The 16,614-nt window shown below is 52.3% G+C and carries 12 protein-coding genes; 8 read left to right on the top strand and 4 right to left on the bottom strand.

The genetic code is table 11. The annotated features are described in order from the left end of the window. Positions 1-68: 68 nt before the first annotated feature. The 3 genes from DCC81_RS06510 (at position 69) to DCC81_RS06520 (ending at position 4,592) form a co-directional block, all read left to right on the top strand. Entirely contained in the window at positions 69-260 is a 192-nt protein-coding gene (locus tag DCC81_RS06510) for a hypothetical protein (protein ID WP_133177572.1), read from the top strand. 124 nt (positions 261-384) lie between these two features. Beyond that, complete coding sequence (locus DCC81_RS06515; RefSeq protein WP_108685751.1) at positions 385-2,121, top strand: thiamine pyrophosphate-dependent enzyme; 1,737 nt, start codon at positions 385-387, stop codon at positions 2,119-2,121. A gap of 143 nt (positions 2,122-2,264) precedes the next feature. Beyond that, positions 2,265-4,592: a mechanosensitive ion channel family protein gene (locus tag DCC81_RS06520; protein WP_165806461.1), complete on the top strand. Its 2,328-nt coding sequence runs from the start codon at positions 2,265-2,267 to the stop codon at positions 4,590-4,592. 90 nt (positions 4,593-4,682) lie between these two features. Here the strand turns inward: DCC81_RS06520 and DCC81_RS06525 are convergent, their stop codons facing one another. Then, on the bottom strand, positions 4,683-5,375 hold the full coding sequence (locus tag DCC81_RS06525; RefSeq protein ID WP_108685753.1) for a DUF1345 domain-containing protein: 693 nt from the start codon (positions 5,373-5,375) through the stop codon (positions 4,683-4,685). 180 nt (positions 5,376-5,555) lie between these two features. On the opposite strand from DCC81_RS06525, the gene DCC81_RS06530 reads away from it, so the two are divergent. Continuing rightward, positions 5,556-6,374 (top strand): ThuA domain-containing protein, encoded by an 819-nt coding sequence (locus DCC81_RS06530; RefSeq protein ID WP_108685754.1) that lies wholly within the window; start codon positions 5,556-5,558, stop codon positions 6,372-6,374. A gap of 117 nt (positions 6,375-6,491) precedes the next feature. On the opposite strand, the gene DCC81_RS06535 is transcribed toward DCC81_RS06530, so the two are convergent. Next, positions 6,492-7,667 carry a thiolase family protein gene (locus tag DCC81_RS06535; RefSeq protein WP_108685755.1) on the bottom strand — a complete coding sequence of 392 codons (1,176 nt, stop codon included), beginning with the start codon at positions 7,665-7,667 and terminating at the stop codon, positions 6,492-6,494. A 122-nt stretch (positions 7,668-7,789) separates the two neighbouring features. Beyond that, on the bottom strand, positions 7,790-8,461 hold the full coding sequence (locus DCC81_RS06540; RefSeq protein ID WP_108685756.1) for a hypothetical protein: 672 nt from the start codon (positions 8,459-8,461) through the stop codon (positions 7,790-7,792). 1,145 nt (positions 8,462-9,606) lie between these two features. Between DCC81_RS06540 and DCC81_RS06550 the strand changes: the two genes are divergently transcribed. From DCC81_RS06550 to DCC81_RS06565, 4 genes are all read left to right on the top strand, one after another. Next, positions 9,607-11,283, top strand: coding sequence for a DUF1800 domain-containing protein (locus DCC81_RS06550; RefSeq protein WP_108685758.1), 1,677 nt, complete (start codon positions 9,607-9,609; stop codon positions 11,281-11,283). 24 nt (positions 11,284-11,307) lie between these two features. Then, positions 11,308-12,885, top strand: a complete 1,578-nt coding sequence (locus DCC81_RS06555; protein ID WP_108685759.1) for a DUF1501 domain-containing protein — start codon at positions 11,308-11,310, stop codon at positions 12,883-12,885. A 116-nt stretch (positions 12,886-13,001) separates the two neighbouring features. Continuing rightward, positions 13,002-13,331, top strand: coding sequence for a hypothetical protein (locus DCC81_RS06560; RefSeq protein WP_133177573.1), 330 nt, complete (start codon positions 13,002-13,004; stop codon positions 13,329-13,331). A gap of 99 nt (positions 13,332-13,430) precedes the next feature. Continuing rightward, entirely contained in the window at positions 13,431-15,836 is a 2,406-nt protein-coding gene (locus DCC81_RS06565) for a TonB-dependent receptor (protein WP_108685761.1), read from the top strand. A gap of 344 nt (positions 15,837-16,180) precedes the next feature. Here the strand turns inward: DCC81_RS06565 and DCC81_RS06570 are convergent, their stop codons facing one another. Further along, positions 16,181-16,603 carry a DUF983 domain-containing protein gene (locus tag DCC81_RS06570; RefSeq protein ID WP_108685762.1) on the bottom strand — a complete coding sequence of 141 codons (423 nt, stop codon included), beginning with the start codon at positions 16,601-16,603 and terminating at the stop codon, positions 16,181-16,183. Between the last annotated feature and the right edge of the window lie 11 nt (positions 16,604-16,614).

The raw sequence follows: 16,614 nt of genomic DNA on the forward strand, positions 1-16,614 counted from the left end.
TCTTGCATGCGTGTTGGGCGATGCAATGGCCCGCCAATGCGGTTAAGATATTGTATGCTGCCCTCGTCTTGAAAACTGCTCCGGCGGCCCACGCCACTTCGGACGCACTTTGGATGGGCCGCTGGATATCGCTGCAGCCTGCCGCGTGCATCCAGGTATTGTATGCACAACTCGGGGAAGACCTGCACAGTGGCAGGCTTACCCTGCTGCCGGTGCCCGCTACAGGGTTGCGACAGGCCTTACCAGGTTGCAGAAAGTGATCCCCGTATAAAACCACGCCCTTCATGTGGAAAAACACTGGCAGGCCCAACTAAATGAGGTACATATTATCCCCGGCCAACAAAACGGTAGAATTATTGTTGGATGATGGCAAAACCATCCCATATGAGCAAGAAAGTAGCCGACCAGATCGTAGAAACCCTGATCGAGGCCGGTGTAAAACGCATCTATGCCGTAACCGGCGACAGTGTGAACGAGATCAACGATGCGGTAAGGCGCAGCGGTAAGATCAAATGGATCCACGTGCGCCATGAAGAAGCGGGCGCCTTTGCCGCCGCCGCCGAAGCGGAGCTGGACGGGCTGGCCTGCTGTGCGGGCAGCTGCGGCCCGGGGCACGTGCACCTGATCAATGGTATGTATGACGCAAACCGTACAGGCGTTCCCGTTATTGTACTGGCCACTACCATCAACACACCGGAATTTGGTACGGACTATTTCCAGGAAACCAACACCATTAAATTGTTTGACGATTGCAGTGTGTACAACCAGGTGGCAGCTACGCCCGTGCAGGCGGCCCGCATGCTGCAAACCGCCATCCAGCACGCCATTCACCGCAAAGGTGTGGCCGTGGTGGGACTGCCTGGTGATCTTACCGCATTGCCTGCCGAAGAAAGTCCTACTGCCATGCAGGTATACCGCAACAAACCCGTGGTGCGGCCCGCTGATGAAGAACTGCAGGAGCTGGCCCGCCTGCTTAACCAGGCACCTAAAATAGTCATCTATTGCGGCATTGGTGCGGAAGAAGCCCACGATGCAGTGGTGGCCCTGGCCGGCCTGCTTAAGGCACCGGTGGGCTATTCTTTCCGTGGCAAAATGGGCATGCAGCATAACAATCCCTATGAAGTAGGCATGACCGGTTTATTGGGCCTGCCTTCTGCCTATCATGCCATGCATGAAGCAGACCTGGTATTGCTGCTGGGCACCGACTTTCCCTACGACCCTTTTATGCCCACCGGTGCCAGGATCGTGCAGGTGGACCTGAAGCCGGAACGCCTGGGGCGGCGCGCCAAACTGACCATGGGCCTTTGCGGCAATATCAACGACACCGTAAAAGCATTGATGCCCCTGATAGAAAAGAAAACAGACAGCACTTTCCTGGATGCACAGCTGCAGGTATATGAAAAAGTAAAATCCCATTTGCAGACCTATGTGAAAGACAATGGCAGCAGCGATGCCATACAGCCGGAGTTTGTAGCCGCTACCATCAATGAGCTGGCGGCCCACAACGCGGTGTTTACGGTAGATACCGGCATGTGCTGCGTATGGGGCGCGCGTTATATTGAAAGCACCGGGGAGCGCAAAATGCTGGGCTCCTTTAACCATGGTTCCATGGCCAATGCCATGCCCATGGCCATTGGTGCAGCCTTAGCCCGCCCGCAACAACCCGTCATTGCCTTGTGCGGGGATGGGGGCCTGTCTATGCTCCTGGGCGACCTGGCCACCATTAAACAGTATCAACTGCCGGTAAAGATCGTGGTGTTCAATAACCGGGCACTGGGGATGGTAAAGCTGGAAATGCAGGTACAGGGGCTGCCGGACAATGAAACGGATATGGTGAATCCCGACTTTGCCCTGGTGGCCCAGGCCATGGGCATCCGCGGGGTGAATGTGCATGAGCCCGGGCAGGTGAAACAGGCCCTGGAAGAGGCTTTCCTGCACAGCGGCCCGGCACTGGTCAACATCTTTACCAACAGCGACGCCCTGGCCATGCCGCCCACCGTGGAGTGGAAGCAAATGAAAGGCTACGCCCTTTCCATGACCAAACTCATACTGGGCGGGCGTATGGACGATGTGCTGGACACGGTGAAGTCTAACTATAAGCACCTGAAAGACGTATTGTAAGTTGGGGGAGATAACATATTGTTTTTTTATAAATGCAAAGGGAAGTCGTATTTTTCCGGCCAACTTTGCGTTATTAAACCGTCTGTTATTTTCAGGGTCCAAGCCCTTTCACCGATCTTTTTATGAGGAACTGTCTTTTATTTTTGTTACTCGCTTGCTGCGGCTTGCAGGTGCGCGCACAAGATTCTGCGCGCTGGCGCAGGAATGCTGATACCACGCTGTTTGGTAACAGTACCGTCCCCACCCGCAGTGATTATCTCGACCAGTTTGAAGAAGCCTTCCAGACCCTGAACAAGGTGCCCCTGGTTACCGGCTCACTGATAGGCATAGACCAGATGCAGGAGAAGCTCAACGAGAGCGATTCTGCCATCGCTATCCTGAAAGATCGCCTCAATGCCGGCGACCGTGGCCAGAACATCCGCAACCTGCAGATGTACAACACCCTGCTGGATGCCCTGGATAAAAGTATGGCCGACTACAACACCTCGCTGCAGGGCTATGCTTCCAAATTGCTGGGCATTAAAAAGGAGATCCGCGATATGCGCAAGGATACCCTCATCATAAAGGTGTTTCGCGATACGGCTTTGCGTGCGCAGTTTATGCCCCAGCTGGTGCAGCTGCGCAGCAAGTGGAAACGTGCGGATAGTCTTATGAAGGTTTCCACTGCACGCTTTAATACGCTGAAAGCCCATGTGGCGGGCAATTCCATCATTGTGGAAGAACTGCTGTATCAAACAGACGGCCTGCTGCGCACCGTGGGCGTGCAGGTTTTTGGTAAAGAAAGGCGCTTCATCTGGGAGCCCCGGTCCGGGGGCAATACGCCCACCGCCGCTATGCAGGCGGGTTTCCGCAAGTCAGTAGATGCAGAGCAGCGCCTGGCGCAGTACTATTTTGCCATTACCCGCAACAAGCGGGTGTGGCTCTATATCACCGGCCTGGTATTCTATTTCTGGGTGTGGTACAACTACCGCAGCACCAAAAAGCTGGACCGCATGGCCTCCCTGAACATGCTGGGCCTGCGCTACCTGAACCCACGCCCCTATACGGCTACGCTGGTGCTGGCACTGAGCCTGGCGCCTTTGTTTGACCTGCATGCACCGGCTATTTATATTGAGACCACGCAGTTCCTGCTCATGCTCATTGTCAGCGTGGTGATCTACAAACGCCTGAGCCGAACGCTGTTCTACGGCTGGTGCGTGTTCCTGCTGCTTTTCCTGCTGCTGCCCATTATCCGCATCCTGGGGCTGCCCATGTTCCTGAGCCGCTGGTATAATTTTGTGATCAATATTGCTTCTATTCTGCTGGGCTGGTATTTCCTGTCGCGCGATGCATCCCACCTGAAGGCGTATAAGCTTTTCCGTTGGGTAGTGGGGCTGTACGTTGTATTCAATGCACTGGCGCTGCTTTGCAATGTATTTGGCCGTGTTACCCTGTCGCAGATCCTGGGCGCTACCGCGGTGTATGCGCTGGCGCAAACCGTGAGCCTGGGCGTGTTTGTAAGCGTGGTAGTGGAGGCTTTCCTGCTGCAGATCCAGAGCAGCCGTATGCGCAAGCACTACCCGGAAGCGTTTGAAATAGCAGATATTTCCCGCTCCCTGCGCCGCTTTGCCATGGTGCTGGCCATTATCCTGTGGGTCATTGTATTTACTACCAACCTGAATATTTATGATGCGCTCAATGACATACTGGGCATAGTGTTCAGCCAGCCTTACTCGGTAGGCAGCATCAACTTCACCCTGCGTGGACTGGTATTGTTCCTGGGTATTATCTGGGTGGCCAACTTCCTGCAGAAATACATTGCTTACTTCTTTGGCGATACGGGCGACGACGCCGCCTTTGATGATAAAGGACAGCGCAGTCGCCTGCTGGTAACGCGCCTGGTATTGCTCATCCTGGGCTTCCTGCTGGCCATCGCCGCTTCCGGCCTGCCCATTGACAAGATCACCGTGGTACTGGGCGCCCTCTCCGTGGGCATTGGCCTGGGCCTGCAATCTATTGTGAACAACTTTGTGAGCGGCATTATCCTCATCTTTGACCGCCCGCTGCGTATAGGCGATACCGTGGAAATAGGAGATAAAAAAGGTCGGGTAAAAGAAATTGGTATCCGCTCCAGCACCTTGCTGACAGAAGAAGGCGCAGAGGTGATCATGCCCAACGGGGATGTGCTTTCGCACAACATCGTAAACTGGACGCTGAGCAACAACTATGCACGCGTGTCGTTGCCTTTTGTGATCAGGAAAAATGCAGATATGGACCAGCTGCGCCCAGCACTGGTACAGGTGGTAAAGGCCAATCATGATGTGGTGGAGCGCAAGGAGCCGGAAATAGTGCTGGGCGCCATCACCGCCAAGACGGTAGAGCTCCGCATCTACTTCTGGTGCAAGGATTTTGCCCGTGTGAATGTGGTGGCCGGCGAGGTACGTGCCGCAGTATACCAGCAACTGGAAAAAATGAATATAGAGGTGGAATAACTAATACCTTCATTTTCGATAAAAAGCCTTTTCTATCGCGGATAGAAAAGGCTTTTTTATGTGCACAAAGGCCACGTGCGGGTGGTGTCTTCATCCCTTCAACCCCGCAATGATATTCACCGTTAACGCTACTACAAAGGTGTTCAGTATAAATGCCAGCAACCCGTGCAAAAGTACCATGCGCCTGATCTTGCGGGCGCTGATCTCTACATCGGACACCTGGAAGGTCATGCCGATCACGAAGGAGAAATATGCAAAATCAAGGTAGTCCGGCTTCTTTTCTGAGGGGAACTCCAGGCCCTCTGCATGCTTGTGCGGGTCCTGGCCGTCATGGTCGTAATACATGTGCGCGTAGTGAAAGGTAAAGGTGGTATGCACCATCACCCAGGCGCCCAGCATACCTGCCACCGTGGTAATAAGATAGATGCTTTGCAAAGGCCCGCTGGCGGCCTTGCTGAGGATCATGGATGCCACGAGCACCATGCTGGCAAAGCAACCTAGCAGTACGATCAGGAATACATAAGCCCTGCTGCCGTCTTCCCTCCTTGCAAATTCACGGATGCGCGGGGTGGACCTGGCTGCGATCACCAGCCAGCAAAGAATAATGAGCATGTAGGCAAATGCATTCCACGAAAGCATGCCACGCAACAACAAGGGCAACCGGCTTGCCGGCAAACAAAAAAAAGTAGTAAGCCCTGCCACCAGGCTTGTGACAAAGCGGGAAACAGGCGTAAGACGGAGGAAAACGTTTTCCTGCCTGAGTTTCTGGTATTCAGTATCCATATTGTTAAGATAGGCATTAAAGCGCAATTGCCTAATATGTACGGGGACGCCGGCCGAAAACGTTTTCGTGACCCCATCGTTGTAAAAAACTGTTCCCAGGCTGCCCTGCCGCGGTATATTTTAGAAAATAAATAACGGAATATTTAGGAATTTCAGGGGCTTAAGGAATAATGTCTTCTTATGAATGAATTTACTGACAAGCCTGCATCCCGCTCATTAAGCCTGCCATACAGCCTGCATATCCTGCTCTTGTGCTGTGTGTTGTTTAGCCCCGGGCTCCGCCTGCGTGCGCAGCAACAGCCCCGCTTTCATGCATTGGCTATTTATGAAAATGGTGGCCATCACGTGGATTATTCCAAGGCTGCGAAAGTGTGGCTGGACAAGCTGGCCACCGACAGCAATTTCACGATCGATTACATCCAGGATATCAAAGTAGTGGACAGTGCTTTGCTCCGTAAATACCAACTCTTTATCCAACTGGATTATGTACCTTATGCCTGGCCGGCAGCCGCGCAGCAGGCATTTAAACAATATATTGAGCAGGGCAGGGGCGGGTGGATAGGTTTTCATCATGCGTCTTTGCTGGGTGATTTTGACGGCTATAAAATGTGGCCGTGGTACCATGATTACATGGGCGGTATTATTTTCAAAAATTACATTGCCACGTTTGCCCGGGCCACTGTGCATGTAGAAAACAAAAGGCATCCCGTGATGAAGAATGTACCGGATAGTTTTGTAATTGAAAAAGATGAATGGTATACGTATGATAAAAGCCCGCGCCCGAATGTAAAAGTATTGGCCAGTGTAGATGAAAAGTCTTACAGACCCGCATCCCCCATCACGATGGGCGACCACCCCGTGGTGTGGAGCAATCCTGATGTGAAGGCCCGCAACGTGTATATTTTTATGGGGCATGCGCCGGAATTATTCAATAACACCGCTTACACTACAATGTTCCGTAATGCCATTTTTTGGGCGGCGAAAAGTGGTGGCAGGTAAGCAATATGAAATGATTGGATATGATAAAGGCGCGGTTTATTAGCCGCGCCTTTTGTTGTGTATGCCCGTTAAGTACTTTAACCTTTTACCTAAGACTTAAGACCTAAGACAATTTCCTCACAATCGTTCAATGACCCCTGCAATGCCCTGCCCACCGCCTACGCAGGCGGTTACAAGCCCGCGTTTTTTGCCCAGGCGTTTCAGTTCACTAAGCAGTTGCACTGTAAGCTTTGCGCCGGTGCAACCGAGTGGGTGACCCAGCGCAATGGCGCCTCCGTTGATGTTTACAATATCCGGGTTGAGGCCCAGTTCGCGGATCACGGCAAGCGACTGGGATGCAAAGGCTTCATTGAGTTCTATGAGGTCAATATCATTTAAGGTAAGGCCGGTTTGTTTGAGCACTTTGGGCACCGCTGCCACGGGGCCTATGCCCATGATGCGCGGGTGCACGCCTACTGCTGTACAACCCACCAAACGGCCTATGGGCGAAAGGTTCAGCTCTTTTACCATGGACTCGCTCATGACCAGCACAAAGGCGGCGCCATCAGAGGTCTGGGAGGAGTTGCCGGCAGTAACGCTGCCGCCTGCGGCGAATACGGGTTTCAGCTTTGCCAGTGCTTCCATGGAAGTATCGGCACGGGGGCCCTCATCGGTATCCACTACATAGTTGCGCACGGCGCGTTTACCATTGGGATCCACGTATACTTCTTCCACGTTGAGGGGCAGGATGCCATCTTTGAAGTAGCCGTTCTGGATGGCAGTGATGGCCTTCTGGTGCGATTTCAGGGAGAAGGCGTCCTGGTCTTCACGGGATACGTTATACTCGCGGGCCACGGCTTCCGCAGTGAGGCCCATATTTAAATAGTAATCCGGTGTGGTGGAGGCCACGGTGTAGTTAGGCACCGTTTTCCAGCCCGCCACGGGCACAAGGCTCATGCTTTCGGTGCCGCCGGCAATGATACAATCTGCCTGGCCTGCCTGGATCTTGGCGGTAGCGATGGCGATGGTTTCCAGGCCGGATGCGCAATAGCGGTTTACAGTGACACCGGGAACATCTATACCCAGGGCACGCACAGAGATCATGCGGCCCATTTGCAGGCCTTGTTCTGCTTCCGGCACGGCGTTTCCTACAATGAGATCATCTACCCGGCTGGGATCCAGTTGTGGCACGGCTTTCAGGAGACCGGTTATTACATCCACGGCCATATCATCCGGACGGTAAAAGCGGAGCCCACCGCGCTTGCTTTTTCCAACGGCCGTACGGTAACCTGCTACGATATATGCTGCTTGCATGGGTTAAATTTTTATTGGTGCAGTTATAAATTTAAGGGAAAAAGTAATACGAAGTGGGGGAGGGGTGGCCAGCGTTGATGGCTGCAAGCGTTTCCAGTGATGGCACAGGTATACGGTACCGGTCAATGTAAAGCACCGATCGGGGGTAACCGCAGTTCCTTAATATCTTTGATCGCTATCTGTTCCGGGGCCTCGCCCCGCGTGGTGCCCATCAGGATGGTTTGTTCGTCAAATTTGCGTAAGACCGCCAGCACGGGTTTCCTGTTGGTGACGCGTATCAGGTACACCTTTCCATCGTGTATTTCCGAGGGCGCAACGTCCGGGAAAGACTGGCCAAGCAATATTCCTACTATTTCCGGCATTGATGAAAGCACTGGTCCTTCCTTGTCCTTAATACCGGCTTTGCCCAGCTCGTTTTGCCCGGTTGCAGTTGCCGCGGACCGTGGTGATTCAGGGTGTTCAATGAGCTGCCATTCTTTTGCAATAGCAATTTCACGGAACAGGGTGAATTCTGAAGGGCGTCTTATGTCAAGTATCTTATTTGTAAAAGACGAATGTAACAGGTCCAGGCCAATACTTTTTATTACTGCGTTGTTAGATGCGGTTGATGGTTGGGCACCGTCGTTTTTCCATGCTTCAATTACTCTTCTGTCTACACCCAGCCGCCGTGAAAAAGCTACATTATTCCGTATGCCTACGATGTCCTGTACCGCGGCTATCAGCTGCTTGTTCTCTTCCCTTCTTGCATTTTCTTGTTGTATCGTCTCCTCAGTTCTGATCTTTTTCTTCGCCATGTTTATCGGGGGCCAAGAACTTTTTCAAAAAAAGCCATTTGAATAGCTTTTTTTGAAAATAATTGCTTAGCTTTGATTTGTAGTTAACTGATTGGTTGTTAGTTGATAGCGCGTGTGTTAGATTGGCTAATCCGGTGTCCAAAATGACATTTTTACTATTATTCCAAGCCAAACTTGTCGCCGCTGCTTGTATCTCCGGGTTTCCAGGAGATGGTTTTGTGAAAGGTGGTCATGTATTTACAGGGCCGTGCGGCTGTGTATGCGTTATGGTCAACGCTATTGCCGGGGTGCAATAAGTCTTGGCGTACGTTATGCGGATCTCAATAAGGGTTTTAAGCCGCAGCAGGATTGCGATCCTGACGCTTTTGGGATATTTAAAAAGATGAGCCATTTGATCAATGGTTCTGCGAAGGAAGGGGCGCTCTTGACTTTTGCAAATGAGAGGCGACCCACCTTACGGTTATGAAATGACCATCGCCGCTGCTCCGAATAGGGGCGGGGTGTGGTTGTGATTAAATCCGGCCGGTCGGGAAAACAGTGCTGTGGCCTCGCAAGCAATGCAGCGGCTGTCTTCCCTTTCGGCGCAACTAATTTCTATAAAATAAATTAAATCGCCCATAAAACCCTTCGTCGCCTAACGGGCCGTTAACATTTGGTAATTATTTGGCTATCAAAATGATAGCTTAGGGAAAGTATTGCCTGTGATCGTTGTGATTTGACACAAGTTTCACTGGCTGGGTACCATTGAATTTTAGGGCTTGTTCCCCAATTTTCTGCGGCATTTAAATTCAAAAGCATCTTTTGTATTCCTTGTTTTCTCCCAAACCTCAATTCTACCCTTCTCTCAAATCCGGTTTTCTGCCTTGTACCAAACCTCACCCAGGCATGGCTCTTAATCCCCCATGTTGGCCTTTCCCAAACCGCCACCCTACCTTTTCCGCAACCCGGTTTCTGTTTTTCGAGAACCCCACTTACACCCTCCGGTCAAATCCCCTCCATCCCGTAACCTTTACTTAACAAATAATTTAAATCTATATTAAAGTTTTTAGTAATTTGGTTCTTGAAAAACCAGGCCCCTCCCGGTCCCTATAACCAGGACAGCCTTTCATGTATATCGTCACCTCATTCATTAACCGTATCTCCCTATGGATCGCAGAGCTTTTCTAAAGCTGTCCAACGACCGGCAACAGCCATCACAGTCTATCCCGGCCGCTTCCCCCGCCAGCAGCGCACCCGCCGCCCGCGTAGGAGGAGGCATCAACCCATACGCAGGACCCTGGGGATCCGAACAGGTGACCCACCTCCTGAAAAGGACCATGTTTGGCGCTACCCGGGCAGATATTAACTACTTCAAAGGCCTCTCCATGGATGCCGCGGTAGACCTGCTCGTGAATGCGGCTTACGTTGCACCCGCTCCTCCTGTTAATAACTACGGCACCGATGTGACCAACATTGCCAGTGGTGCCACCTGGGTACATTCCAGCCAGCCGCCCACCGGCGATGCCGGCGACTCCCTCAATGACCTGCGCAATAAATCCTGGAAAGCCTGGTGGTTTGGCCTCATGGTAAACCAGGGCCGCAGCCTCAATGAGAAGATGACCCTCTTCTGGCATAACCACTTTGTGACCGAGACCATGACCGTAAAAGACGGGCGCCTGGCCTGGCTAACCAACGATACCCTGCGCAGGAACGCCCTGGGCAATTTCAAAACGCTCACCAGGGAAATTACCCTGGACCCCGGCATGCTGGTATACCTCAACGGCTACCTGAACTCCAAAGAAGCCGCCGATGAGAACTATGCCCGCGAACTGCAGGAACTTTTCACCGTAGGTAAAGGACCGGACTCTCACTACACGGAAGACGACGTGCGCGCCGCCGCCCGTGTGCTTACCGGCTACCGTGTGAACTTTGATACCTGCACCACTTACTTCCAGACCACCGAGCATGATTCTGATAACAAGCAGTTCTCCGACTTCTACAGCGCCAAGATCATTTCCGGCCAAACCGGTCCCAGTGGCCAGAATGAGCTGGATGCCCTGCTGGAGATCATCTTTGCACAGGTGGAATGCGCGAAGTTTATCTGCCGCAAACTCTATCGCTTCTTCGTCTACTACATCATTGATGATGCCGCGGAAAAGAATGTGATAGCACCCCTGGCCACACTGTTCATCAACAGCAATTACGAGATCAAACCCGTACTCAGCGCGCTTTTCAAGAGCGAACACTTTTTTGATCCGGGCAATATGTCCTGCCTGATCAAAAGCCCCATCGATTTTGTAGTGGGCATGTGCCGCGAATTCAATATCCAGTTTCCTAACGCCAGCGACTATACGAACTTGTACAGCGCCTGGGACGTACTGCGCGACCAGGCTGCCACTATGCTGCAGGACATTGGCTCGCCCCCGCTGGTGGCCGGCTGGGCCGCTTATTACCAGGAGCCGCAGTACCACGAGATCTGGATCAACAATGATACCCTGCCCAAACGCAATAAACTAAGTGATACGCTGAGCATCAGCAAATTCAATGGCCTCTTCATTGACGCACTGGCATTTGCCGCGCAGCAATCCGATCCTGGCAACGCCGCACAGCTCATCACAGATTCCCTGGAGGTGCTGTTCCGCATGCCGGTATCTGACGACACGAAGACCTTCCTGGCCAGCACTTACCTGCTGGGGGGGCAGACAGATCCCAACTACTGGACCAACGCGTGGACGGCTTACACCAGCAACCCCGGTGATGCTATGGCCAAGAAAATTGTCAACGATAAATTAACGGCTCTGTACAAAGGCCTGATGGACCTCTCAGAATACCAATTATCCTAAACCTCCTATCACACTGAAAAACCAATGGAAAGAAGAGCATTCCTCCGAAATACAGCCGCCGCCACCGTGCTGCCGGCATTCATCAATGGCTTTTCCATCAAGGCTTTTGGAGAATCACCTCTGCTGCAGGCGATGGAGCGTGCGGCAGACAATGATCATGTGCTGGTGATGATACAGTTGGTAGGTGGTAATGATGGATTGAACATGGTAATACCGCTGGACCAATATGCCGGCTATGTGCAGGCCCGCGCCAATATTGCCATCCCGCAGGGCAGCGTACTGAAACTGAATAACAATGTGAAGGCCGGTTTGCACCCTTCCATGACGGGCATGCAGCAGTTGTACAATGAAGAAAAAGTATGCATTGTACAAAGTGTGGGCTATCCTTCACCTAACTTTTCCCACTTCCGCGCCACCGATATCTGGACCTCCGGCTCTGATGCCGATACCATTGAGTACACTGGCTGGGGTGGTCGCTACCTCGACTATAAGTACCCTAACTACCCGGTGGGCTATCCTTCTGATGATATGCCTGATCCGCTGGCCATCCAGATCGGCTCTATCGTATCGCCGGCGTTCCAGGGGGCTAATACCAATAACGGTATTGCCATTTCCAGCGCCACTGATTTTTACAACCTGGTAGCCGGTGTGCAGGACCCGGTGCCTAATACCTACGCGGGAAAAGAACTGAGTTACATCCGCCTCATTGCCAACCAGGCCGACCACTTCTCTACCGTGATCAAAAAGGCTGCGCTGGCAGCGCCCACACAGGGCGACTACCCGGATAATTACCTGGCGGCCCAGCTGAAGATCGTGGCCCGCCTCATTGCCGGTGGTCTTAAAACCCGCATGTACATGGTGAGCATGGGCGGCTTTGACACCCACGCCAGCCAGGTAGATGGCGATACCACTAAGGGCCAGCACGCAGGATTGCTGGGCGATATTTCCAGCTCCGTAAAAGCATTCATGGACGATCTGAAAAAGATAGGCGCCTCCCGCCGCGTGGCAGGTATGACCTTCTCAGAATTTGGCCGCCGCATAAAATCAAATGGCAGTATGGGTACGGACCATGGCGCTGCCGCGCCCATGATCATCTTTGGTGATTATGTAAACCAGGGCGTACTGGGTAATACACCACCCATGCCCACCCAGGTATCTGTGGCGGATAATGTGCCCATGCAGTACGACTTCCGCTCTGTGTATGCCTCCATCCTGGAGCAATGGTTCTGTGTGCCCAGCACCGATTTGAAAAAGCTGCTGTTCAACGACTACCAAAGCCTGCCCCTGATGAGCGGCATTGCCTGTGGTACCGTAACCGGTATTGACGATGTAAATGCGGCCGGTGAGCACATGATCACCAATTACCCCAACCCGTTCACCGACAAGACCACGATCACTTACAAGACCCGCGGAGGCTTTACCATGGTGCAGATCTTTGATACCATGGGCCGCCTGGTAGGCACGCCCCAGCAGGGCAGCCAGCCCGCAGGCCAGTATACCCTGAGCTTTGACGCATCGCGCCTGGCAAATGGGATCTACTATGCCCGCCTGCAGAACAATGCCACCCAGGACGTTCGGCCAATGCTGAAAGTGAAGGGTTAACACCATATTTTGACTGTACTTATTGCTTAAAAAGGAGCGGTCCGTTCAGGCCGCTCCTTTTTCCGTTTATAAGAAAAATGCAATAATGTTGCAATTGTAATTTACCTTTGACCCAGGTGAAAACAAGCAAATGGCATAAAATACTGGCCTTTTGGCTGCTGGGCGTATTCTTCCTGAATGCTACGCCACGCGAGTTCATTCACCTGTTTGCCAATCATGAGGACACCCAGGACCAGCTCCATGCAGATGGCCTCACCTTCAGTAAAGTGCACCAGCACTGCGGGTTCCTGAACATTGGTGTGCCGCCTTACGAAGCGGCCCGTTTTGAATACCTGCCGCTCACTGTCAGCATAGACTGGCATTACCTTTCTGCCCCGCTACAACCCTGCGCGGCAGCCGTTACCTCCTTTAGTGACCTGCGTGGCCCGCCCACCCGCTCCGTCTGATCCACACAGTACCTTTTATTGCCTGCTGCTTCCACGATGGGATTAAGATCCCGGCCGTGGCGTACGCGTTTTCATGACATTTTTATTTTAACTGAGCTTATGTTTTTACGACGTATAATCGTAACCGTTATATTGTGTGTATACGCCGGCACTGCCTTTGCGGCAGATGACCAAAACTCCCTGTCTGGCACCGTAACCGACGGGAACACGCACCAGCCCCTGATTGGCGCATCTGTTTACTTCCCGGACCTGCACAGCGGGGCGGCCGCAGATGCCAGCGGGCATTACATCATTAACCACCTGCCGGCAGGTACCTACACCGTGGAAGTACATTCCATCGGCTATGCGGCCTTTACTACCAGCATACGCATCAAAGGCGCCACGGTGCATGATTTTGAGCTGAAGGAGACCCTCATTGAAAAAAATGAAGTAGTGGTAACCGGGGTGAATATGGCCACGTCTACCCGGAAAAGCCCGGTGCCCATCAGCGTGGTGCGCAAGGATTACCTGGATGAAAATGTATCTACCAATATTGTAGATGCCATTGCCAAACTGCCCGGCGTAAGCCAGCTCACCACCGGGCCGGCCATTTCCAAACCTTACATCCGTGGCCTGGGTTATAACCGGGTAGTGGTGGTAGCAGACGAAGTACGCCAGGAAGGCCAGCAATGGGGGGATGAACACGGCATTGAAGTGGACGATTATAATGTGAGCCGCCTGGAAGTGCTGAAAGGCCCTGCATCGCTGCTGTACGGCTCTGATGCACTGGCCGGCGTGGTCAATATCATAGCGCCCCCGCCCGTGCCGGTGGGTACTATTAAAGGCAACGTGGAGGCCAATTACCAGACAAACAGTGGCCTGGTGGGCTACCATGCAAACATTGCGGGCAATAGTAACGGCTTTAGCTGGAGCGCTTACGGCACCCAGAAATATTCACACGACTATAAGAACAAATACGACGGGCCGGTGTTCGATTCGCGCTTTAACAATACGAACTATGGCGCCAGCATTGGCCTCAATAAGAACTGGGGCTACAGCCGCCTTATTTTCTCTTCTTTTAACCAGCAGCTTGGCCTGGTGGAAGGGGCGCGCGACAGCCTGGGCCACTTCACCAAACAGGTAGACGTGGATGGTGTAGCGGAAGACCAGACAGTAACAGCCAGGGATGGCCGTGATTACAGCATGACCCTGCCCCGCCAGAAAATAGGCCACCAGAAGTTGGTATGGGATAATAACCTGTACCTGAAGAACGGCGGACGCCTCGGGCTTACCCTGGGTTATCAGCTGAACCAGCGCCGTGAATACGGGGATGTACTAAACCCGGACCAGCCGGGCCTTTCCCTGCACCTGCGCACGCTCAACTACGCGCTGAAATATTTCCTGCCGGAAGCCAAAGGCTGGCAAACTTCCGTGGGTGTGAACGGCATGCAGCAGCGCAATGAAAATAAAGGCATAGAATTCCTGATCCCGGATTATGACCTGTTTGATATCGGTGGTTTCGTGGTTACCCGCAAGACCTTTGATAAACTGACAGTGAGTGGTGGTGCACGTTTTGACTCCCGTTCCATTGATTCAAAATCACTGGTGGATAATGGCGATCCCAAGTTCAGTGCCTTTCATAAACAGTTTTCCAACGTGTCTGCCAGCATGGGCCTCAGCTACGAAGCATCCGATATGTGGACGCTGAAACTCAACGCCGCCCGTGGCTTCCGTGCACCCAACATTGCCGAGCTGTCTGCCAACGGTGTGCATGAAGGCACCATCAAATACGAATATGGCAACACCTCCCTGAAGCCGGAAGTGAGCACCCAGGGCGACTTTGGAGCCGAGTTCAACTCCACCCATGTATCCGTAACGGGAAGCGTGTTCTTCAACCACATCAATAATTTCATCTACTCCCGCAAGCTGGCCAGTGTGAACGGCGGTGACTCCATTCCTGCTGAAGGCAATGAAGAAGGTTATGCTGCCTTCAAATACCAGCAAACCAGCGCTAACCTGTATGGCGGTGAACTGCTGGTTGATGTGCACCCGCACCCTATTGACTGGCTGCACTTTGAAAACACCCTGTCACTGGTGAAAGGGGTGGCGTCTAACGCTACCGACTCTACGAAATATCTGCCCAATATTCCCGCCGCGCATTGGCTGTCAGAGTTGAAGGGGAAATTCAAACAAAGTGGCAAAAGGGTGCAAAACCTTTATGCAGGGGTGCAGATGGATATGAACTTTGCGCAAAACGATATCTTCAGTGCTTATGAAACGGAAACGGCCACGCCGGCTTACACCCTGCTGAATGCCACGGTGGGCGCTGATTTCATGAACCGTGATAAGAAGAAAGTATTGTTCTCCCTGCACCTTGGTGCTAACAACCTGACGGATATAGCCTACCAGAACCACCTGAGCCGCCTCAAATATGCGGACGTGAACCCCGTGACCGGAAGGGTAGGGGTGTTTAACATGGGCCGCAATTTCAGTGTGAAGCTGGTAGTGCCAATTGATTTTAAATAGGGTACAAGGTGCGGCGCCCGGCTGGTATTAATGGGCTTCTATATTCATGAGGATACCCAATTATTTGGGCGCCAATGAGGCTGTAGGCCCGGGTTGCAGGGACATACTGGTTTATCCTTTATTTGACCGGTGATCCTGGCCCTGGTGAAATATTAATGTTTTTTGTAGCTTCGCATCATAAAATCGTAATATATCTGCCAATTCTCATGACGTACATCATAGAAACCATGGTAGTTCCAATATTTTCCATAAAATTTTTTGTCTGACCGTAAAGGTTCAGATTTTGGTTGAAAAAGAAAAAGGGGCTGTGTTTACAGCCCCTAAGTTTTTTATGGTAAGTATTGTTATTTGCTTTCCAGGTGTGCTACCAGTTCTTCATCATAATACACAAAGAAGTAAAGGTACAGGGTGCGCGAGAGGCGCATTATCCAGGGCTGGCAAATGGCCAGCAATATGGCATTTACAATGAGCCAGTAGAAGATGCTGTTATCGCGCCAGGTAATGCCGATGAGTACAGCGTAAGCAACCAGGGTAGCCACGGAAAAGGCTACGGACAGGGCATAACTTACATACCCGGTGCCAAACCAGAAGCCGGTTTCCAGTTCAAATTTCTGATCACATACGGGGCAGCGCTCATACATATCAAAAATCCTGGAGAGGCGCCAGTGAAAGAAGATGTTGTTGCGGAACATGTGCCCGCGGCGGCAACGGGGGCACTTGAGCTGCAGGATACTCAGGAAAAAATTCGGACGTTTGGGAGTGGCCATGTTGTGATGCT

Source organism: Chitinophaga parva (assembly GCF_003071345.1).
Lineage (GTDB): Bacteria > Bacteroidota > Bacteroidia > Chitinophagales > Chitinophagaceae > Chitinophaga > Chitinophaga parva.